This is a genomic window from Pedobacter sp. GW822-FHT03F06, from assembly GCF_058801365.1.
The window spans coordinates 114,857-135,559 of the sequence record NZ_JBXANE010000003.1; the positions used below are offsets into that span (position 1 = coordinate 114,857).

Genomic DNA, 20,703 nt, shown 5'->3' on the forward strand with positions numbered 1-20,703 from the left:
TCCTCGCTTCGTCATTCTTCCTCGCTCTGGGCTTTCCGCTGCTATCCCTCACGCAGACTAACCGCCTGCTGCAAACAGTTTACTATCAAATCTACAAGCCTGCAGTAAATTTATCACCGTTTGTTTTGCACCATTTTTTTAGATAGGTACGCATGTTCATCAGTTTCTTTTTGTATTGGGTATTAACTGCCAAATTGGTTATTTCTCCAGGGTCTTTGGTTAAATCGAACAATTGTTCTTTAATTTCTCCTTTATTATAAACAATGTATTTAAAATCTTTAGTAATTACCGCCCTGCCGCTAATGCCCAAAAGTTCTTCGTTATCGGCAAAATCAGTTTCAATTACCAAGGTGTCCCGTAAATTATTCGAGGGCTTTGTTAATTGTTTACCAAGATCAATACCTTTTAAATAACCGGGTTTTTGCACACTGGTTAAGCCACAAATGGTAGGAATTATATCGGTACCGTTACACACCAGCATATCGTCTGTTCGGCTTTTTATAGAACCATCCATTTTCGCTATAATGAAAGGTATTTTAGCCGATTCTTCGTACAAAATCTGCTTTTGGTTCCAGCTGTGGCCGGCATAACCATCGCCATGGTCGGCCGTGAAAATGATGATGGTATTTTTCTCTACATCATATTTTTTGAGTGATGCCATTACCATTTCGATGTACTTATCTACTTTTTCTACCAATCGGTTATAGGCCCATCGGTATTGGCGCCATTTCTCTGGCGTATAGTTTACTGAGGGGTAGGTACGTAAGCCGACCGTTTTTTGCTGCTCTCGAACAATTTCAGGTTCATTAGCTGGAATTTTCCAGTTGGCTGGTAATTGTGGACATTGATCAACAGGGGGAACATCTTCCAGCACATCCATTTTTAAAGCTTCACCCCTTGCCCATTCGCAAATATCGTGTGGATTTAAAAAAGAGGCCACTAACAAAAATGGCTTGTCTTTATTTTCTTTAATAAAACGGGCGCAGTAAGAAGGGGTAGCACCATCATTATAATCTAAAAAATTGGTATTCTCTATATATTCAAAGCCGTGTTGACTTACTTTGGTTGTAGGCACAGGCAAATGCCACTTGCCTACATAACCTGTTTTATAACCTCCATTTTGTAAGATTTTGCCCATCATCAGCAAGCTATCAGGCCATTGACCGTCTTTTTCGGCGGCATTACCTACAAAGCCCGTTTCGAAAGGCATTTTACCACTAAAAATAGCAGTGCGCGAGGGTGTGCACAATGGCTGTGCGCAGTAAGCTTTAGTAAAACGAACCCCGTTTTTTGCCAGCTTATCCATAGCTGGGGTATGCAGATCTTTATTACCGGCAATACTCATCGCATCAGCAGTTTGCTGATCGGTCATGATGATGAGGATATTGGGTTTATTGGTGCTTTGGGCGTTGGCTACTGCAGCTAAAAAAAACAACAGGCTAAGGATGTTATATTTCATTTCTCGGATTATTTCTGATAAGGTTATTATAAATCAAAATCCCGGGTTTTGTCTGGTTATTTTTTTATTTACATCCATTTCGTTTGATGGAAAAGGATATAGTTCGTGTTTCCCTTTTTTGAAATTTGTAGCCGCTTCATAAGCATACTGTGTACGAATAGCTTTAACAGCATCCTGCGTGGCTTTAATTTTATCGCCCAATAAATTCCATCTGATTAAATCGGCACGGCGCATTCCCTCAAAACATAATTCCCAGGCCCTTTCATTCTGTATTCTTTGTAAAAAAGCATCTTTGCTCAATCCGGTAGGTAAATCAACATCAACGTTGTTTTTCTTTGGCAAAAGCGTTGCAGTAGCAGTAGCTCCTGTACCTTTGCCTTTAACATCGGTAATGGTAATGGTTGGTGCCGATGTATAACCACCACCCTGGTTAAGCACCGTTATTGCAGTAACTTTATCCCCAACTACTGTTGGTACTGCGTAAGCATCTGTACCTCCGCCTCCGCTAATGGTGATAGTGGTATTACTTAGCGCAGTGGTACTGAGTGAGTATCCTGTTCCACCAGTGGCGAGTGTAATGTTAATTCTGCTTCCAGCGGTATTAGTGCCGTAAGCCCTTCTTCTTACTGTATTTATGGCATCGTAAGCTTCAGCTGTAGGCCCATTGTTCAGTTCATTTTCAATTTCGGCTTTCATCAACAGCACGTCGGCATAGCGCATGGCTACATAATTAATATTGGTGTATGTTTTTTCCAATGTCGAATTGTTCTGATATTCCCTGCTCCATTTTCCCGGGCCCCACCGTTCATCGTCTCTATTGGTTAACAATGGTAATTTATTCCCGTTAGCATCTAAAATATATCTTGCTATAGAAAAATCGCGTCTTAAATCTCCGTCTGCAAAGCTGCTATAAAACGAAGAGGGTACAAAAACGCGGTTTAATGTACTGCCAAAAACTCCCGCATTGGTAGGTGGGGCATTAAAAGTACCCCAGCTAGAATTACTGGTATTAGTAACTGTAGGTGTATAAAAAGACATTTCGAACAAACTTTCTTTTGGTTCGAATACTTGCTGTGATTGGTTTTTGAAAACCTGGCTATAGCTATCATTCAGTTTATACAAACCTGAAGTTAGCACATCGTTTACCTGTGTTTGCGCTAGCTGATAGTATTTGGTATAATCAGTTGCCCTTTGCATCGTTCCATCTGGTCTTAAAGAATATCCACCTGCAAACAGGGCTACACGAGCCAACATCGCCTTCGCGCCAAACTTATTTATTCTTTCATTGGTAGCAATGGTTGCCGGCAAAACCGCAATGGCCTCCTGCATATCTTTAATTACCTGCTCGTAAATCGTAAATCTATCGGTTAGTGGCAAACTCAGGTCATCACCGGGGGCTGAGCTTTTGGTTTTAAAAGGCACATCACCCCACAAGCGTACCAGTTCTGAATAAAAAAATCCGCGGAGAAATTTAGCCTCGCCAAGCATACGGTTTAAATCGGTTTTTTCTGCTGCATTACCATTGGTATATTGGGTCATTTGTGGTATCCGCTCAATAACTAAATTGGCCCGGTCTATACCACTATATAAGGTAGTCCACGTACTGTAAAAATATGAATTGCCCGCCAGGTAATAATAGTGTGAAACCTCTCTAAAATCGTTTGTGGTAGTTCCTGCACTTAAAAATTCTACGTCAGTATCGGCATCATAAACCAATGGAACATACCAGGCGTAGGTATTTGGGCTTTTTAGTGTTTCGTAAACACCCAAGGTTGCCGCATAAGCCTCTGGCAATGATTTGAAAAAGTTATCGGTCGTAAATGAAGAGTAAGGGTCGGTTTCGACTGTTTTTTTACAAGAAACAAGTGTTGCTAGTATGATTAAGCCAACAAAAGTTGCGTTTTTCATATATATAAACTTAGCTTTCATATTGATTTTTTTATAACGATAAATTTAAACCAGCAATAAAAGACTTCCCTCTTGGGTAAGCACTAAAATCGACTCCTGGGGTTAAAGGGTTATTAATTACACTTACTTCTGGATCGTAGCCAGCGTATTTGGTAAATACATGTAGATTATATGCTGTAAAATAAATACGGGCATTGCTGATTTTTACTGCACTTAACCATTTTTTCGGCAAGGTATAACCTAAGCTGATGTTATTTAACCTTAAAAAGGACCCGTCTTCGATTGCAAAACGTGTTAACCGGCCTGTAGTGGTACCACCTATGGATGCAATGGTATTTTTTCCCTGATTTAATGCAGCAAGTTCTACCGGACTGGTTGTTAATTGCCCCGTAGCATTCACATTTGTCCACCTGTTTGCCTGAAAAGCCAGGTTACTGTTAAAATCGCCTGAAATACCCAGGTTATTTTGCACATTGGCATTATAAATATCGTTGCCATAAGTGAAATCTAAAAACACACTTAAATCAACCCCTTTATAACTAAAAGTATTATTGATACCACCTGTAAATTTAGGGTTTGCATTGCCAATAGCCGTTCGGTCGAAATCATTGATCAGGCCATCTGGTGTACCACTAGGACCGCTGATATCTTTGTATTTGGCATAACCGGGTTGCGCTACGTTACCATTATTAACCACTCCTGGTTTTAAAGTATAAGCATTGCTGGTTGGGTTATAGTTAAAATCGCTAACCTGATATAAACCATCGCTAATGTAACCATACATGATGCCTACTGGCTGTCCTACCTGTAGTATATAATCGTTAAATGCCGAATTATAACTGCTAGCCAGCAAAGAACTTTCGCCACTGCTTAACTTAAGTACTTTTGTTCTGTTAAACGCAATATTGAAATTGGTGTTCCATAAAAAATTGCTGTTTTTAATGTTAATGGTACTTAGCGTAAGCTCTACCCCTTTGCTAGAGGTTTCGCCTACATTTTGTAGTTGATTGCTAAAGCCCGAACTTGCAGGAATCCTGGTATTATAAAGCAAATCTTTTGATCTGTTATCATATAGTTCGGCGGTTAACATAATCCTTTGTTTAAACAAGCCAATGTCTAAGCCGACATTGCGTTGTACCACTGTTTCCCATTTTAAAAAAGGATTTTCAAGATTGGTACGGTACGCTGAAGAATAAACCTGGTTCATCAGTGGATAATTACCAGTAACAAATGTAGCTAGCGCAGCATAATTGGCAATACGGTTATTACCCGAACTACCATAACTTAAGCGAAGTTTTAAATCGGAAATCTCTTTAATGTTTTTGATGAAAGCTTCTTCTGAAATTTTCCACGAGAGTGCTGCTGAAGGGAAATACCCAAAAACGTTTTCTTTACCAAATTTGGAAGAACCATCTCTCCTGATAGAACCACTTACAAAATACTTTCCTTTATAAGAATAATTTGCCTTGGCAAAAAGAGAAAACAACTTATCATCTTCTGTATATGAAGATGGGAATGTAGCAATGGTACCTGCACCTAAATTATCAAAACCATTGTTAAAAACCGGAACACCGTTGGTGGTGGCAGCAAAATTTTCACCATAATTATAGATGTATTCCTGCCCTACCGATACGTCCATTTTATGGTCTTTTGCAAAAACATTAGCATAGGTGATTACGTTGTTATAATTTAAACGTTTGGTTAAAGCATCACTTATACCACCAAATGCCCCTCCGGTACGTATGGCCTGGATATTATTGGCATCTATAAAAGTTTTTATCTTGTTGGTCTGGTTGGTAAAGCTAACCAAACCATTGTAGCTTAAGTTTTTAGCAAAATTATATTTAACGGTTACACTTGCGTTTAAACTTTTTATCGATTGCTCTACTTTACGCGTGTTTAGTGCAAGCACCGGGCTTTGAAATGCAGGACTACCCTGGTTATCCAATGCATCTACCGCATCATTCAGCAGGTCTAGATCATTTCCATTTTTACTGGTGATTGGTCTGTATTGTAATAACGTTTGTAAAAAACTCAAACGGGCATTCCCACCGGTTTGTGTACCACCTGTGCCATAAATAAACTGATTGGAATAATTAACAATTCCGGTAACTACTGCCTTTTTACCAATGTTATTAGTTACACTTAATTTGGCAATATCCTTGTCTGCACCGCTGTTTAGTACTATACCCTCGTTTTTGTTCTTAGAATAAAACACATTGTATCTCATTTCGCCTGTACCCCCGTTAATACCTATCTTATGGTATTGGCTAATTGCTGTTTCGCCCATAACACGATCTTGCCAATCAATCCCTGGCCTATCGCCATATTTAACCTGTAGAGAATCGAACGGACCATAAGTGTTTAAAAAAGTTGCCTGCCTGCCAGCATTTGGTAATGCGTTTTCATAAACATACTTAACATAATCGTAGGTATTTAGTACCGGCAGAAAACGGCTGATAGATTTAGCACCAAAATATCCATCATAATTTATAGTGGTTTTACCGTTTTTTATCTTTTTGGTGGTTACCAAAACCACCCCGTTAGCTCCACGGGCGCCGTAAATTGCTGTTGCCGATGCATCTTTTAATACATCGATAGATTCTACATCGGTTGGATCTAAGAAAGCCAGTCCTTCGGTTTGTGGCACTCCATCAACTACATATAATGGTTCATTACTTTGGGTAATAGAGGTACCTCCCCTGATTTTAATCGATGGTACTTCGCCCGGATCGCCACTGCCCATTGTAACCTGCATACCTGCAATACGCCCCTGTAGGGCCTGTGCAACATTTTGTACAGGTACCTTTGCAAGCTCGGCACCACTAATTGAAGATATGGAACCTGTTAAATCGCCACGTTTTACTTCTTGACCATAGCCTACAACCACAACTTCGTTCAGGTTATTGGCATCGTCCTGCAATTTTGCGTCGATGGTAGTTCTCTTATTTACCTTTATCTCTACACTTTTAGTCCCCAAAAAGGTAAATACCAGGGTGGCATCGCTTTTAACCTTAATCTGGTATCTGCCATTGGTACCGGATACTACAGTATTTTTGGTTCCTTTTTCATAAATTGTTGCCCCAGGCATGGGCTGGTTTGTTTCGTCTCTTACTAAACCTGATACAGTAATTATATCCTGTGCAAAAAGCGTTTTACAGGTGCTGAATAGCAATAATAAGATTATAATTCGTTTCATATGATTTCTCCCTTATCGGTGAATTAAGTTGTCATTAGGTTAGTTGAAATCCCGTTTTAATAAACAGGTTGGCTGCTGTTTTAACTGTTGCAGTTAAAAGATATTCATCAAAAGACTCCGCTGCTGGTCCGGCGGTTAAATTGATATTTCCTCCGATGCCAATTAATTCTATACCTGCCTGGATAGTTTTCGTTTCTCTGTTCAACAAACCCGTATCAATATCATAAATAGGGTTTAATACCCCGATCATCGAATCGTTCCCTGTAATTGGAGTAACATTAGAACCATCGGCATCGTTTCTCCTGATACTTACCCATGGACGCATGTATTTCAGTGTTGCAAGCTGTAATTTATTCACCATCTGGCGCAATTGGGCCGAATGGCGGGCTTCTATTGTTTGTATGCGTACAATGGTGGCCAACACTGTAGTCCCCATTAATGTAATCAATTGGCCTTTATAAGCACGTTCGCTTAAATCTTCCAGCGCTACAGCGGTTCTTAAAAATGTACCGTAGTTGGTGGTTACGTTAGCATTAACCCGAGTATAGTCGAAATTGGCATAGGGCATTAAGGTCCTGGGTGTACCACCCAAATCGGTAATGGCTTTGGTTAATACATTAATATGTGCTTGCTCCTGATCGCGTAAGGTGGCAATAATGGGCTTATCGGCAACCGGTATTAAAGTTGGGGTAGCGGTTAGTGCATTATTATAAAATTGAAACTGCATATAACCTAAAGCCAAAACCAGATTAAGCGAATCGATTGCTGCTGTATTTGGTGTAGTTTGGCTGTATGCTTTTTGGAACATTGTACTTAATGTTAAAGGTATTGCTGCTAACGAAATTTTCTTGCCAACATTTAATAAGTGCTGCAATGCGCTGCGCCTTTGGCTCAATTGCTCGTAAACCGCTCCATTTACACTTTCCATTTCCTCAATGATATTTAAAATATTCATATTCGTGCGGTTTAAAGATTAATGATATTAAGTTTGGTTTTGATATATTTTGAAACCTGTTCTAAAACTTTGCCTGGTGCGAGCATAACATCAAGTGCATTAGTGGCATCGGCACCTAATGGAACAAGTTCCGTAAGATCCGCAAAACTCAGTGCGCTTACCTGACTGCGCACATAAGCCGCATGGCGTGCCTCTACTGTAGCCACCTGGCTTAAAAGAATCAGGTTGTAATCGTTTTTACATCTAACAATTGCATCGTTATAAGCAGCGACGCCCAAATCTTCTAATGTTTTGGCAGCATTTAAAACAGCAGTGGCATCGGTAAAATCGATACCCGAAAAATCCATTTCAAGCACGCCAATCGCTGCAATCCCTAAAAATCTCTTAAAAAATTCGCAGTGGGCAATTTCATGAAGTTTAATATCGTTAAAAAACAAAATCTGTGTAGGTGTAAAACTAGCTGGTAAACTTGCTGTCGCTTTAACATAAAAGGCAGTTTCAATCTGCTCCAATGCATATATATAGTTTAACAGCCCAGTGTCGTCTTTAAAATCTATGGTATTATCCGTATTAATATAAGGCGTAGTGGCAGGTATTTTTTCTTTTTTACAACTGATCAATCCCATTGTTAAAGCCGTAGAGGCACCTGCAAATTGCAAAAACTGCCTTCGCTGCATGTTGCTGATCGAAAAAGAATCTTTTTCAGCTATCGCTTCAGAATTATTTTTAGTCATTTTGTTAGTTGATTTATAATGTTCGGTTAGTCTCTTCTTATCAATACTTGGGTAGGTTAATCCCCATTTATTTTATTCGGTTATTTTTAAATCTTTTCAGGTTTGCTTAGTCTGTAAGCTTTTTAGGAAATTATAGGTGGGGATTCTTTTCCACAGATCGATTCCCATTCATCTTACTGTAACGAATTTAGCATTAGGGATATAAAAAGAGTTTCAAATTTGGCTAAAATACTATCAAATTTGGCTAAACATGCCTTAAACGGCTTATTTTGGCCTTTTATAAGGTTGTTTTGAGCAAAATAAAGGCAAAACGAACAAGATAAATGCTTAAAAATTTTGGTCGATTTATATTTTCCTGTAAGCGGTATCCTACATTATTCGACAGAAAAAAAGGATATTCTAAAAAATTAGAATATCCTTTCTGTTTAAATTCAATAATTTTGTTTCCTGCTAATCCTCGAAAAACAATGCAGATTTAGATTTGTACTATTCTTTTTCTGACGAACTATTTCACTGCATAATCAAAAGCTTTAAACTTTTGAAAAACATTTGCTGCACAGCCCAGTAAACCTGCTTTATTGCCCAACTTAGCAGCAACCACCAATTCGTTACCAGGTGCAATAGGTACTGCTAAAGTTTTTATTCTTCTTTCTATCTCGCGAACATAGAAGGCACCAGATTCGCTTATGCCTCCGCCAATTACAATTTTTTGCGGACTAAATACATTTATAAAACTAATAATGCCTGTAGCCAGATAATCGAAATGCGATTCCATAGCTTCAACGGCATATTCTTCTCTAGCCAGGTATTTTTCGACCATATATTTACCATCAATCTCTTCTGGTGGATTAGGATGGATAGACTGATAATGGTTAAGCAGGGCCGTTACTGATGCGTAAGCCTCTAAGCAACCACGTCCTCCACAGGCACAGGCAACCCCACGGTGCTGTACCACAATATGTCCTAACTCTGTACCTCTATTTCTAAATCCTCCGTAAAGCTTGTTATCAATCATCACAGCACCGCCTATTCCCGTGCCTACAGTAAGAAAAACCACATCGCTACAATCTTTGGCCGCACCATAAGTCATCTCTCCTAACCCCATTAAATTGGCATCGTTATCCATTACAATATTATAACGCGTTACTTCTTGCAGGATTTCGCCTAAAGCCAGTTGTTTAAATCCGGGTAAATTATCGGCACCGGCAATAATCTTGTTGTTATAAATAATCCCAGGAAAACCTATACCTACTCCCAGAATAGGGTTTTTAAATTTTTTAGCACAGGTATTGATCGCTTCTACAATAAGTGCAATAATGGCGCCCTGTGTTTTTGCATTTTTTAGTGATACAATAATGGAATATAAAATTTCGCCATTTTGGTTTACTACTCCACATTTTAGTGAAGACCCACCAACATCAATTCCGATAGCATACGATTGTTCCATGTTGAAATTATTTAAAGTAACCATATACCGAACCTAGTTTAAATCTCATTTGCATTTCTTTGGACATGTTTTTTCAATATCATTTTATTATTCTAATCTAATATAGGCTAAAAATAGAATTCGATAAGCTTCTGCCCGTTAGATTTCAGCTTAAAACCTTTTAATATTGATTAAAAAAGGAAATAAACTGCTAAGGCTATCCATTTTTGCCCTAAAAGAATCAAAACCGCAATGCCTGTTAGGCATTAACGACAAACGAAAGCTTAAACACAGATAAAAAGGATAAGCACAGATTCTATATTAATATCTGTGCTTATCTGTGTCCATCTGTGGTAAAAAGCTAAACGAACAACACTCCAGAAAATAGTCTATTAAAATGTGCTTTTAACCAAAATCAAAATATTTCTGATAATAATCAAAAGTGTTTTTGTTTCAACCCCCATAACTTCACTTTACAAAACAATTATCAAAGAATCAAACCACAACATGATGAAAAAAGCTTTTTGCTTAGTATTACTAACAGCCACATTTATACTTAACTGTTATGCCAGGCCAATACAACACAACCCGCCGCAAACCTGGTTAAAGAAAGTAAGTGATGTAATTGCATTTCAATTAAATAAAGCGGCAGCTACCTATAGGCCAGGGCAAAACCCACGTTCTATTAACCCTAATGGTACAGTAAGAACAGCAGGTGTAACCGATTGGACCACGGGATTTTTTCCGGGCAGTTTGTGGTATGGCTATGAACTTACAGGCGATAAAAACCTGGCCGAAGAAGCTAAAAAATTCACACTCGCACTTGATACCGTCCGCAACATTACCAATTCGCACGATTTAGGTTTTATGCTTTATTGTTCTTATGGAAATGCTTATCGTATTACCGGAAATAAAACCTATTTACCTGTATTGGCCGATGGCGCACAACACTTGTACAACCGTTTCAAGCCAAAAGTAGGTGTAATCAGATCGTGGGATTTTCCCTGGTGGCACTATCCGGTAATTATAGATAATATGATGAACCTTGAATATTTGTACTGGGCTGGTAAAGAATTTAAAAAACCAGGTTATATAAATGCAGCCAGCACCCATGCCACTACAACCATGAAAAATCATTTCAGGAAAGATTTCAGCTCGTACCATGTAGTTGATTATGATCCTGCAACGGGTAAGGTATTGGCCAAAAGAACTCACCAGGGTGTTACCGACGAGTCGGCCTGGGCACGTGGCCAGGGCTGGGGACTATATGGCTTTACCATGTGTTATGCCAATACTAAAAACCCTGTTTTTTTAACACAGGCAGAAAACATAGCTAAATTTATCATGAACCATCCACGTATGCCGAAAGATAAAGTTCCGGTTTGGGATTTAGACGTACATAATGCGATGGATACTGCAGAACGGGCACCTAGAGACGCCTCTGCAGCGGCAGTAATTGCATCGGCTTTATTGGATTTAAGTACACAGGTAAAAGATGGAAAAAAATATGTTGATTATGCGGAAGATATTTTAAAATCGCTTTCTTCTGATGCATATTTAGCCAAACCCGGCGAAAACCAATATTTTTTGTTGAAACATAGCGTAGGTGCATTTTTATACAATTCGGAGATTGATACACCGCTAGATTATGCCGACTATTATTATCTGGAAGCCTTAAAACGTTATGTAGCCATTAAAAATATAGATTTAAAAGATTTACTGAAATCTTAATTTATAACCCATGAAACTAAAATATATCATAAGCTTATTCGTATTGGTTTCTGCCTCTTTAAATACAAATGCCCAGGAAGTGGCCATTACTAAAGAAAGCTTCGACGAAATTAATCTTGCTTATCCGGGTTTAGAAAAAGTAAACAAACTCTTTAATGCCGGCGAATATAACGGTGCAGCCAAAGCACTGTTAACCTATTACCGTAACCGGAAAACGGTAAAACACCCTGATTTTAATGTTGGCGATGAAGCCCGCTTTAGGGGGAAAGATATTGGTAAAGCCAACCAGATAAAGGCCGACAATGCCCTGGAACACAAATTTCAGCCACAAAAAGGTTATGGCTATTATGATTATGGCACTGATATTAACTGGGATTTTTGGCCGGTAAAAGACAATGAAGTACGTTGGCAGTTACACCGTGTTACCTGGTGGCAGCCCATGGGTATGGCCTACCGCAGCAGTGGCGATGAAAAGTATGCTAAAGAATGGATTTTTCAGTTTAGAGATTGGGCCAAGAAAAACCCTTTAGGTAAATCGAAAGAAAACGACAGTTTTGCCTGGCGTCCATTAGAAGTATCAGAACGCACCCAAAGCTTGCCGGGTACCTTTAATTTATTTGTAGGCTCGCCGAACTTTACGCCGGCCTTTTTATTGGAGTTTTTAAACCTTTTTAACCAGCAAACCGATTACATTCTAAAAAACTACAGCAAAGAGGGCAATCATTTATTGTTCGAAGCACAGCGTGTTTTAGGTGCTGGCAGCATTTTTCCTGAACTTAAGGAAGCGGCGAACTGGCGCAAAAGTGGTATCGAGGTGCTTAACCGAGAAATTAAAAAACAGGTATATCCAGACGGAATGCAATGGGAACTTTCGCCAACTTACCATGTAGCCAGTATTGATATTTTCCTTAAAGCCTACAACTCGGCTAAATTGGCGGGTGCAGAAAAAGAATTTCCAGAAAGTTATATCAAAACGGTAGAAAATATGGTTGTAGCTACGGCCAATATGTCGTTCCCTGATTATAACAACCCAATGTTCGGCGATTCGTGGCCGGTCGAAAAAGCCTCAAGGATAAAGGCATTTGCGGCCTGGTCTAAGACTTTCCCAGATAATGAGGAGATAAAATATTTCGCTACTGATGGCGCAAGTGGTGCTTTACCCAACTATTTATCGTATGGGCTAACAACTGCCGGCTTTTACACTTTCAGAAATGGGTGGAGCGATAAATCAACCGTAATGATCTTAAAAGCCAGTCCTCCGGGAGAATTTCATGCCCAACCCGATAACGGAACTTTCGAACTGTGGATTAAAGGCAGAAATTTCACTCCTGATGCAGGATGTTATTTATATAGTGGTGATGCAGAAGTTACCAAAAAACGGAACTGGTACCGCCAAACCAGGATACACAGTACACTAACTTTAGATAACCAGAACATGGTAATTACCAAAGCGCATCAGGATAAATGGGAAACCAGCCCACCCCAACCCTCCCCTGGAGGAGAGGGAAAAGGAAAACTAGATATACTAACCTATACCAACCCTAGTTATGCCGATTTGAATCACCAGCGCAGTGTACTATTTATTAACCAAAAGTATTTTTTGATTATTGACAAAGCCATTGGTAAAGCTACCGGAAACCTGGGTGTCCATTTCCAACTAAAAGAGGATAGTAAACCTGTTTTTGATCAGGTTAAGAATAAGGTATATACTACTTACAATGATGGGAATAACCTATTGTTCCAATTGTTAAATGTGGATAAAGTTACGCTTAAGGAAGAAGAAGGTAAAGTTTCCTATGTCTATAACCAGGAAATGCCTCGCCCGGCTTTTGTATTCGAAAAGGCAAAAAAAGACGCCAATACACAACAATTTGTTTCGGTACTCTATCCTTTTGATGGAGATAAGGCTCCAGAAATTACCCTAAAAGAAAACGCTGGCAATAATTTTGAAAAAGGCGAAATTAACCTTGCGCTAACCATTGATGGTAAAAAGACTGAGATTAAAACAACTATTAAATAATAAACAGAGCGGTAATGATTAAAACATTACCGCTTTTTATTTACCTACTAAAACAGTTTACATGATATCATAAACATAATCAACCTTCAACTAACCAAAAAAGAACCACATGAAAAAAAAATCAGTTTATCTACAAAAGTATATGGCAATAGCCATATTATTTTTGGCTAGCGCCTGCAGTAAAATTGAAAATGGCCTGACCAGCCGAACCGAGACCGCAAAATTCTCTATTTCGAAAATGGCTACCGGCCCACAAGCAAATCTGGGCTATGGCGATACAATATTAGACGTAAATTACGAAAATGGAGCACTTAACTCTGGTATCACGGGCATAAATCCTACCAATGCCACTGCATCAGATGCCGCTTATATTGTATCACCCGGTGCATCACCATCAAACCATGCAATAGCGCATAAAGTAGTATATGGCGATTCGGGCTATAATTCAGACGGCAACTGGAGAAGTGAGAGCGATGCTCAACAATTTTTTCCAGCCCGTTATTTCCCTGGCGATGAACGCCGCTACGAATTTAGTGTGATGTTAAAAGATTGGCCGGTTTGGAATACCGGAGATCCAACTAACGAAAGCAACCTTTTTCAACTTAAAGTATCAGGCGGGGAAAATGTTCCTCTGATGATACGTGCACAAAGAAATGCGGTGAGGATTAGGTATCAGGACGTATCGACGAAAGACATCATAACTGACTTGCAGCCATATGTAAACCAATGGCTCCAATTTAGAATAGACGTACTCTGGGCCACTTCTACTACCGGCTATATGAGAACTTATATGAAACTCCCAGGACAAAGCGACTATGTTTTGGCAGATGAAAAAACAAACTATTCTACCTTTACTGGCAACGTTAGTGATGGAAACATAGGCTACATTAAATGGGGATTATATGTAGTACCGCCTAATAGTACCCGTACCGTTTATCATGATGATATCAGGATCATCAACCTTAATCAGCCACCCACTGCAACAGGCCTGATCTGGGGCAACAGTATTCCAGATGCTAATCCGGCTTATCTGGATGGCCCTTATACAATTGTATCAAACATTACCAATCCTACAGCTTATAATAATACCAGTCATGTTTATATCCATCCCAACATAAAATACCAGGCCCCACAAAACATTGTATATATTAACAGTACCAGTCCTGCGCCAAATGCAGTTGATAATGTTGTGGGCACACCACGGTCTGATTTTTCACGTTCAACGCTATCGGCAGCGGGTATATCCAGCGGTGCACCAGGCCCGGGTGGGCGATACCTGGTAAATGGATGGGTAAATGCCATATCTGCAACAACACCATCAGCCTTTGATGCAACAGAATATTACGAGCTGCACTTAGAACCAGTAAGTGGCTACTATTTTAACTTTAGCGACATTAAATTTACAGTACTAAGGGGCGGTACCACACACCCGAACACATTTGTGCTCCGCTCCAGCATTGATAATTTTGCCAGCAATATATCAGCCCCTGTTACAATCAGCGGCACCACTACGCCAACCATGATCTCATTCAATGCATCGGCACTTACCAATATCAATACCGCTGTTACCTTTAGGTTATATGCATATGGCGCCACTGCAACCAGCGGGAGTACCAGTGTTGGTGTTAACGATTTTCAAGTGAATGGGCAGGTTTTACCTATCCCTTAAATCGCCAAAAGGAATAGATCTCAATGTAATTAACCAATAAAAAACCGGGTAATGAAAATCCATTATCCGGTTTAATCTTTTGCTACCTTATTATACAGATCTTCTCCTTGTAAATCTATTTAAATACATTTTTTGGCACCGTTCCTGTCCATGCATCTGGCAATTTAGTGAGTCCGAAAATTTTTGCCAATACTAAACTCGTATTTTTATTGCTATTAAAAGAGGTAATTAATCCAACTTTTTTAATCTGTGGGCCAGTAATTGCCCAAGGCACCTGCATTTCTGCCATCGATACACCTCCATGCCCTTTATTTACACCTCCGTGATCGGTAATTAACAAGAAATGAGTGTCTTTATAAATGCCAGCGGTTTTTAATTTTTCCAGTAAAGTACCTATTGCAACATCAGCCTCTTCAATAGCCTTAATATATTGCGGGGTCATCCAACCAAAACCATGCCCTGCATGATCGGTGTGTACGCTGTACAAAAAGGTAAGTGTAGGGTTCTGTTTGTTTTTTACCATAAAATCATAAGCTTTCTGGTAGTTCTCTTTATATTCATCTTTTTCTTCAAAAGATACTTCATCCAGATATTTCTGATTAATTGGGTTAATCAGTTCTTTCCAATTATAATAATAAGCTGTTTTAACAGTAGGAACCCCGTCTTTTAATACTTTAAATATAGATGGATAATAGCCGTCCGCATCTGTTTCTATTGGCTGCAGAGTGTGTTTCTGCAGCGTCCAATCGTTGGCTGTAATTCCATGCTCCTCCGGTCCGGAACCCGTTACATGGCTTGTCCAATTTGGTAAGGTAACCGATGGCATTACAGGCCTTGTAGTTAACGAGAGTACACCATCGGCGAATAACTTATCAAGATTTGGATGTTTAGCCATTTTAAACCCTTCGGCACTAAAGCCATCAAGGCCGATAATTAATACGTGCGGAGCTTTACGCTGGGCCATTGCCGGTAATGATAGTAGAGATATTACCATCATGTTGAAAAAAACTGTTCTCATAAAAACCTTAATAATTTATCGTTATAAAGATGCATAATTACTAAACATTTGTTTAACTAAATTAAACAAATGGTAAAAAAGTTGTTATCAACACCATATCGACTAATCAATTTAAACTAAGGCAACTAGTATTGTAGCTTAAGAAATTTTGTTCTTGGGAAACCTACAAATATCTTTTTCTCCAGGTCTGCATCATATATACGTTTATTTCCCATTGATCGGCAACTGGAAGGTTGGTAAACGGAGTTGTTGGCATATAACTGGGCGGGCCAAATTCCGTTAACATGGTCAGGACTTTACCTTGTTGTTTCTTTATGGCAACAACTTTGTCCCACCAGGTAAAATGTGCTTCAACTGCCTGCTTCCATTCCGGAGCTCTTGGATCGCTTACTTGTGGCCCTTCTGCATGGCCAACCCTGGAATGAACATGATCGGTACGTGAAATGGCAAGTGCCACAGTTTCCGGTTGATCTTCGAGTAAACTTTCGCTCACATTGCACCAATGAGAAATATCGAGCGTTAGTCTTAGATCAGGGTTTTGCTGTAAATATTGTAGTGATGCCGGAGCCGAATAAAGCATACGCGACCGATGGGTTTCATGATAAATTGGAACCCCTGTTTCTTTAGCATACTGAACAGTAAAATCAATGAATTTTTTATTGTCCTGATATTGAAAAAAATCCTTTCCGGAATGAACATTTATATACAAAGGTTTTTGATATCGATGCTCAATGGCTTCTTTAAGCACTTTTTTAAAAGTTGCAAAGTGCGGTGCTGGAAGGGCTTCATCTCCGCGGCAAAGAAAACCAACTTCTAATTGATATTTTTTTAACGCTCTAAATAACTCCTCTGCAATTTCTGCCGACCAAAGGATTTCTATTCCATCATAGCCTGAATCTTTTGCTTTTTTACAAAAATCGGTTACCGAGCCATTAAAGCCCCAATACGGCGCCATGATTTTTAGGGCGAAACCATTTGTCCATTTTTCAGTTCCGGAAGAAGGTGTGCTAAATGTTTCCAATGGTGTTAAAAATAAAGCAGATGTAAGGGCCATGCTACCGCCTATAAAATCGCGTCGGTTATATTTCATTTTGATATATGTTTTATGGATTCAAGTTACACATTTTTAGTTTTTAAAGAATTTAGCCCATATTAAAAGGTGATTTCATTTATAAATTAATGGAATAAAAATCCAAAATACTGTCAGAGGCATAAAAAAGCCCTTCAGAATACGCTGAAGGGCTGTATTAGCAACAGGATGTTTTCCCAATGATTTCTACCATAGCTCGCGTAATTGCGAACTTAAAACAGCTGTTATCGAATTTGATAAACGACCTGATGTGCCTCCCACTGTGCGGGTACTTCGAGTTTGTGCGCCAATTTATTAAGTATTCCCGCAGGTACAATAGCAGATCTATTTTTATTCTGAACGTGCAAATGTTGGTAAGGCACTTCAATATAAACAATACTTACTTTTGCCCTGTAAATACTAAACAGATCAATTAACTGCATGCGCATCTGACTTGTTGTATTGGTCGCATTCCAAACAAATGATTGCTGTTTACGCAAATAAACCCTGGCTTGCTCTTTTGCTTCTTGTATTACCCTCCCATTACCTGCTTTATCTGTTGGAGATATGCCCTTTTCCTTACGGATACTGTCTAAAGAGATTATTAGCCAATCTGCGTAATGTGTTTTAATATAGGTGTCTTTTCCGGCACCGGGCAAACCACTCATCAAAACAACTTCCGTTACTGGTTCATCAAATGGGATGTAATCTAAATAAGCATCATCATGTTGCATAAAATACATTTGTGCAGCGTCTGATTTAAACCTATATGGATTTTCCCAACATTTTTTTTCCCTGCAAAACTCTTCGAAACAAGCTATTCGATATAACATTTCTTCCTGATCATCACAAATACGACCAAGCATATCTGCTTTTGCCAATAAACATAACCATTGCAGATTAACTTCCATGCTTGCTTTAACTAAAACTTTCACAGGATCGGTTTTTTCGAACAACCAAATTGGCAAACCATGATGCCTCACCAAGCCTACAATTTGCTCACGGATGGCAAAAGGCGTTGGTTCAACCTGATACAGAAATTGCCTAGCAAACTGAGCTCCTTTACGCGCATGTCCTTTTGAGGTAATACTTCCGTCTGCTTCAAAAACAGTGGTACTGTATTTTTCAACATCGTGCAATAAAGCAGCTGCCCATAAAATTTCCTGATCTTGTTCAGATAAATCTTTAAAAGCAGGTTCATTTTGTAAAGCGGTTAACACCATTTGCGTATGTATGGCCACGTTACCTTCTGCATGATAGCGTGAGTCTTGTTGAACACCTGCCATTCGCTTTACCCAGTCAAAGCGAATTTCAAGATCAGCCCATTGTTTATTTTCACTTAATGTCCACATGCTTACCTCCTTCATTTAGCAGTGATGCACGTTTCCAGCTTCTGGTCCAATGCTCATCAGTTTTAACATGGCCTTTGCGTACGTATTTGAACACATTTTGGGTAAAATCATCAACGGCATAAGCATCGGCATTCCTGCTAACAATTCCTTCCATGGTAACCTGGGTCTTATCGTAAAAATCATAGGCATCAAATTTACCTGTACCCTTTACCAGCTCGAGTATTTCTTTTTCGAATTGCTGTTGATTTTCTGGTTTTTGTTCTATTTTAATCACAGGAACGGTGGGCAAATCTAACATATTTGCATAAAACTGCGTTTCGTCCCAACTGAGCCAATGGTCGCCTTCGCGGATACCGAATACATAAAAATGATGTTCCAGATTCCGGTATTCAATAGAATGGATGGCATATAAATTTTCCAGGAAGATTTCTAAATCTCCCAAATCATGTTTTGCAAGTTGCCAAAAACGCCTAAGACTTTCAGTCCATGGTGATGTTGTTGGTGCCGCATGTGAGCGGGCAAACACGCCGTATTTAGATAGGCAATTATTCTCGCCATCGAGTTTTTCGGTGTGTATAAGTGTAGGGATTTTTTGTAAATATTCCCAATAGTCGTGCTGGATCCTGTCATCGCTGGTTGTTCCCGGCGAAAACGGATAGTGATAAGTACGACCATATTTTTGTGAAATAGCCATATTGTAATAAGTAAAGTAAAAAATAAACAGTAATTACTCCCTCCCCGGGTGGGAAAGGTCATTCAACATTTATATGCAAATGATATTACATGACACAAGACTTAAATAGTTCGTTTGGCAACAAAAGTAATAAAACTAATTTAGTTTCTTTTAACTAAAGAAATGTTATTTAAGAAGTTAACAAAAAAATCCATTTTTCTTTAGCGAAAAATGGATTTATGTTCTTTCAATATTTAAACTTATGAACCAGAGAAATAAAGAAGTGTCTTAAAACAATTTAAATCCCACAGATAGATTAAACAAACCGGTTTTTTCATTCAGGCCTTTATTAATTTTGGTAAGGCCTCTACTGTATCTGGCGTCGATACTGATATTGCCAATATCTACCCCAGCATTGATCACTCCACCGAAATTAAGCTTTTTATAATCAAACCCAACTGGCCCTTTTGCTTCGTTAAGGGTATAATTAACATCAGGCCCGGCAGATACCCTGAAATTTAAGGCCTCCGTATCGATAAGCTTATATCCAACCATAAGCGGTAAGTTAAGTTGGTTAAATTTAGGGCTATAAGTGTTAGCTGCATAAACATATGAACTATTAAAGCTAACATAGTTCAATTCTGGCTGAAAATATAGCGATTTCCCAACCCGTGCAAATACCCCAAAATTATAACCTACCTTTCCTTTTTTATCTGTTATGGCCTTTAAACTTGTTGGCAATGTTCCATAGTTTACACCAGCTTTTACACCAAATACCAGGTCTGCATCTTGTGCTTTTGCCAATCCCGCTGTAATAACCATAACAGCAACTAATAAATAAAACTTGTTCATTTTCATACTTTTTGTTTTTAAATAATTGAATATTTATTGTGTTTTGAAAGTATGACAACAACATTTGTATTTACCCCTACGCCCAATGTCATTAATTTTTAAGGAGAAAACGAAAAACATTGTCATCCTGAGCCTGTCGAAGGACAAATATTTTTCCGTTTTCGACCATAGAAAAGTCTTCGACAAGCTCAGACTGACAATGGCATAGTACTTAACTTAACCACATTGCCTACGCCATAAAAAAAATAAAATAAGCATATGATGGAATGAAGTTAATCTAGTCTATTTTGTGTCTTTATCGTTACAAAAACTACCTTTACAGATCAATATAAAACAAAATGAGGCCTGAAATATTTTTTTTTCGATTATTGATTAGCTGAATTTTATTACCTTGTAATCGAAAGGCGAACAAGAATTCAAAACCTATAGACTAGTGTAGTCCAATCTACTTTATGATCACTATTTTCGAAAAAATACCCTCTTATTCAAAACATGAGCAGTTTGTTCAGGGATTTATTTATGCCATTGATGAAAGGATTATTTCTAAAGGAGAAGCGCTGCCTTCTATCAATGTTTTGATTAAAGAACTTGGTTTTGCCCGCGAAACGGTAATGAAAGACTTATAGGTGGAGGCATTA

Annotated in this window: 15 protein-coding genes; 4 read left to right on the forward strand and 11 right to left on the reverse strand. The window is 38.8% G+C overall.

Annotated elements, in window-relative coordinates; translation table 11 throughout:
* Window positions 1-91: 91 nt before the first annotated feature.
* From AC1RJ8_RS05955 to AC1RJ8_RS05980, 6 genes are all read right to left on the reverse strand, one after another.
* Window positions 92-1,459 carry a sulfatase family protein gene (locus AC1RJ8_RS05955; RefSeq protein WP_492953184.1) on the reverse strand — a complete coding sequence of 456 codons (1,368 nt, stop codon included), beginning with the start codon at window positions 1,457-1,459 and terminating at the stop codon, window positions 92-94.
* Window positions 1,460-1,492: 33 nt separating this feature from the next.
* On the reverse strand, window positions 1,493-3,367 hold the full coding sequence (locus AC1RJ8_RS05960) for a RagB/SusD family nutrient uptake outer membrane protein (protein WP_492953183.1): 1,875 nt from the start codon (window positions 3,365-3,367) through the stop codon (window positions 1,493-1,495).
* A 31-nt stretch (window positions 3,368-3,398) separates the two neighbouring features.
* The gene (locus AC1RJ8_RS05965; RefSeq protein ID WP_492953182.1) at window positions 3,399-6,566 is read right to left on the reverse strand and encodes a SusC/RagA family TonB-linked outer membrane protein; all 3,168 of its coding nucleotides are present in this window, start codon (window positions 6,564-6,566) and stop codon (window positions 3,399-3,401) included.
* 34 nt (window positions 6,567-6,600) lie between these two features.
* Entirely contained in the window at window positions 6,601-7,521 is a 921-nt protein-coding gene (locus AC1RJ8_RS05970; RefSeq protein ID WP_492953181.1) for a ferritin-like domain-containing protein, read from the reverse strand.
* An 11-nt stretch (window positions 7,522-7,532) separates the two neighbouring features.
* The gene (locus AC1RJ8_RS05975) at window positions 7,533-8,255 is read right to left on the reverse strand and encodes a ferritin-like domain-containing protein (RefSeq protein ID WP_492953180.1); all 723 of its coding nucleotides are present in this window, start codon (window positions 8,253-8,255) and stop codon (window positions 7,533-7,535) included.
* A gap of 505 nt (window positions 8,256-8,760) precedes the next feature.
* Entirely contained in the window at window positions 8,761-9,702 is a 942-nt protein-coding gene (locus tag AC1RJ8_RS05980) for an ROK family protein (protein ID WP_492953179.1), read from the reverse strand.
* 489 nt (window positions 9,703-10,191) lie between these two features.
* Here AC1RJ8_RS05980 and AC1RJ8_RS05985 point away from each other — a divergent pair, with 489 nt between their 5' ends.
* The 3 genes from AC1RJ8_RS05985 to AC1RJ8_RS05995 all read left to right on the forward strand — a co-directional run bounded on the left by AC1RJ8_RS05985 (window position 10,192) and on the right by AC1RJ8_RS05995 (window position 15,101).
* On the forward strand, window positions 10,192-11,412 hold the full coding sequence (locus AC1RJ8_RS05985; RefSeq protein WP_492953267.1) for a glycoside hydrolase family 88 protein: 1,221 nt from the start codon (window positions 10,192-10,194) through the stop codon (window positions 11,410-11,412).
* A gap of 10 nt (window positions 11,413-11,422) precedes the next feature.
* Complete coding sequence (gene hepC, locus AC1RJ8_RS05990; protein ID WP_492953178.1) at window positions 11,423-13,432, forward strand: heparin-sulfate lyase HepC; 2,010 nt, start codon at window positions 11,423-11,425, stop codon at window positions 13,430-13,432.
* A gap of 109 nt (window positions 13,433-13,541) precedes the next feature.
* Window positions 13,542-15,101, forward strand: coding sequence for a heparin lyase I family protein (locus AC1RJ8_RS05995; protein ID WP_492953177.1), 1,560 nt, complete (start codon window positions 13,542-13,544; stop codon window positions 15,099-15,101).
* Window positions 15,102-15,216: 115 nt separating this feature from the next.
* On the opposite strand, the gene AC1RJ8_RS06000 is transcribed toward AC1RJ8_RS05995, so the two are convergent.
* From AC1RJ8_RS06000 to AC1RJ8_RS06020, 5 genes are all read right to left on the reverse strand, one after another.
* Window positions 15,217-16,119 carry an alkaline phosphatase family protein gene (locus AC1RJ8_RS06000; protein ID WP_492953176.1) on the reverse strand — a complete coding sequence of 301 codons (903 nt, stop codon included), beginning with the start codon at window positions 16,117-16,119 and terminating at the stop codon, window positions 15,217-15,219.
* A gap of 163 nt (window positions 16,120-16,282) precedes the next feature.
* Window positions 16,283-17,209, reverse strand: coding sequence for a sugar phosphate isomerase/epimerase family protein (locus tag AC1RJ8_RS06005; protein ID WP_492953175.1), 927 nt, complete (start codon window positions 17,207-17,209; stop codon window positions 16,283-16,285).
* A gap of 224 nt (window positions 17,210-17,433) precedes the next feature.
* Window positions 17,434-18,540, reverse strand: a complete 1,107-nt coding sequence (locus AC1RJ8_RS06010; RefSeq protein ID WP_492953174.1) for an AAA family ATPase — start codon at window positions 18,538-18,540, stop codon at window positions 17,434-17,436.
* Window positions 18,524-19,234, reverse strand: a complete 711-nt coding sequence (locus AC1RJ8_RS06015) for an RNA ligase family protein (protein ID WP_492953173.1) — start codon at window positions 19,232-19,234, stop codon at window positions 18,524-18,526. Before AC1RJ8_RS06015 ends, AC1RJ8_RS06010 begins: the two co-directional genes overlap by 17 nt.
* A 267-nt stretch (window positions 19,235-19,501) precedes the next feature.
* Window positions 19,502-20,065: a porin family protein gene (locus AC1RJ8_RS06020; RefSeq protein WP_492953172.1), complete on the reverse strand. Its 564-nt coding sequence runs from the start codon at window positions 20,063-20,065 to the stop codon at window positions 19,502-19,504.
* Window positions 20,066-20,517: 452 nt separating this feature from the next.
* Here AC1RJ8_RS06020 and AC1RJ8_RS06025 point away from each other — a divergent pair, with 452 nt between their 5' ends.
* Window positions 20,518-20,691: a hypothetical protein gene (locus tag AC1RJ8_RS06025; protein ID WP_492953171.1), complete on the forward strand. Its 174-nt coding sequence runs from the start codon at window positions 20,518-20,520 to the stop codon at window positions 20,689-20,691.
* Window positions 20,692-20,703 lie beyond the last annotated feature (12 nt).

Bases quoted from the DNA above. Each gene is read 5' to 3' on its own strand.
- AC1RJ8_RS05955 (WP_492953184.1), bottom strand. From the start codon at position 1,459: ATGAAATATAACATCCTTAGCCTGTTGTTTTTTTTAGCTGCAGTAGCC.
- AC1RJ8_RS05960 (WP_492953183.1), bottom strand. From the start codon at position 3,367: ATGAAAAACGCAACTTTTGTTGGCTTAATCATACTAGCAACACTTGTT.
- AC1RJ8_RS05965 (WP_492953182.1), bottom strand. From the start codon at position 6,566: ATGAAACGAATTATAATCTTATTATTGCTATTCAGCACCTGTAAAACG.
- AC1RJ8_RS05970 (WP_492953181.1), bottom strand. From the start codon at position 7,521: ATGAATATTTTAAATATCATTGAGGAAATGGAAAGTGTAAATGGAGCG.
- AC1RJ8_RS05975 (WP_492953180.1), bottom strand. From the start codon at position 8,255: ATGACTAAAAATAATTCTGAAGCGATAGCTGAAAAAGATTCTTTTTCG.
- AC1RJ8_RS05980 (WP_492953179.1), bottom strand. From the start codon at position 9,702: ATGGAACAATCGTATGCTATCGGAATTGATGTTGGTGGGTCTTCACTA.
- AC1RJ8_RS05985 (WP_492953267.1), top strand. From the start codon at position 10,192: ATGAAAAAAGCTTTTTGCTTAGTATTACTAACAGCCACATTTATACTT.
- hepC (WP_492953178.1), top strand. From the start codon at position 11,423: ATGAAACTAAAATATATCATAAGCTTATTCGTATTGGTTTCTGCCTCT.
- AC1RJ8_RS05995 (WP_492953177.1), top strand. From the start codon at position 13,542: ATGAAAAAAAAATCAGTTTATCTACAAAAGTATATGGCAATAGCCATA.
- AC1RJ8_RS06000 (WP_492953176.1), bottom strand. From the start codon at position 16,119: ATGAGAACAGTTTTTTTCAACATGATGGTAATATCTCTACTATCATTA.
- AC1RJ8_RS06005 (WP_492953175.1), bottom strand. From the start codon at position 17,209: ATGAAATATAACCGACGCGATTTTATAGGCGGTAGCATGGCCCTTACA.
- AC1RJ8_RS06010 (WP_492953174.1), bottom strand. From the start codon at position 18,540: ATGTGGACATTAAGTGAAAATAAACAATGGGCTGATCTTGAAATTCGC.
- AC1RJ8_RS06015 (WP_492953173.1), bottom strand. From the start codon at position 19,234: ATGGCTATTTCACAAAAATATGGTCGTACTTATCACTATCCGTTTTCG.
- AC1RJ8_RS06020 (WP_492953172.1), bottom strand. From the start codon at position 20,065: ATGAACAAGTTTTATTTATTAGTTGCTGTTATGGTTATTACAGCGGGA.
- AC1RJ8_RS06025 (WP_492953171.1), top strand. From the start codon at position 20,518: ATGATCACTATTTTCGAAAAAATACCCTCTTATTCAAAACATGAGCAG.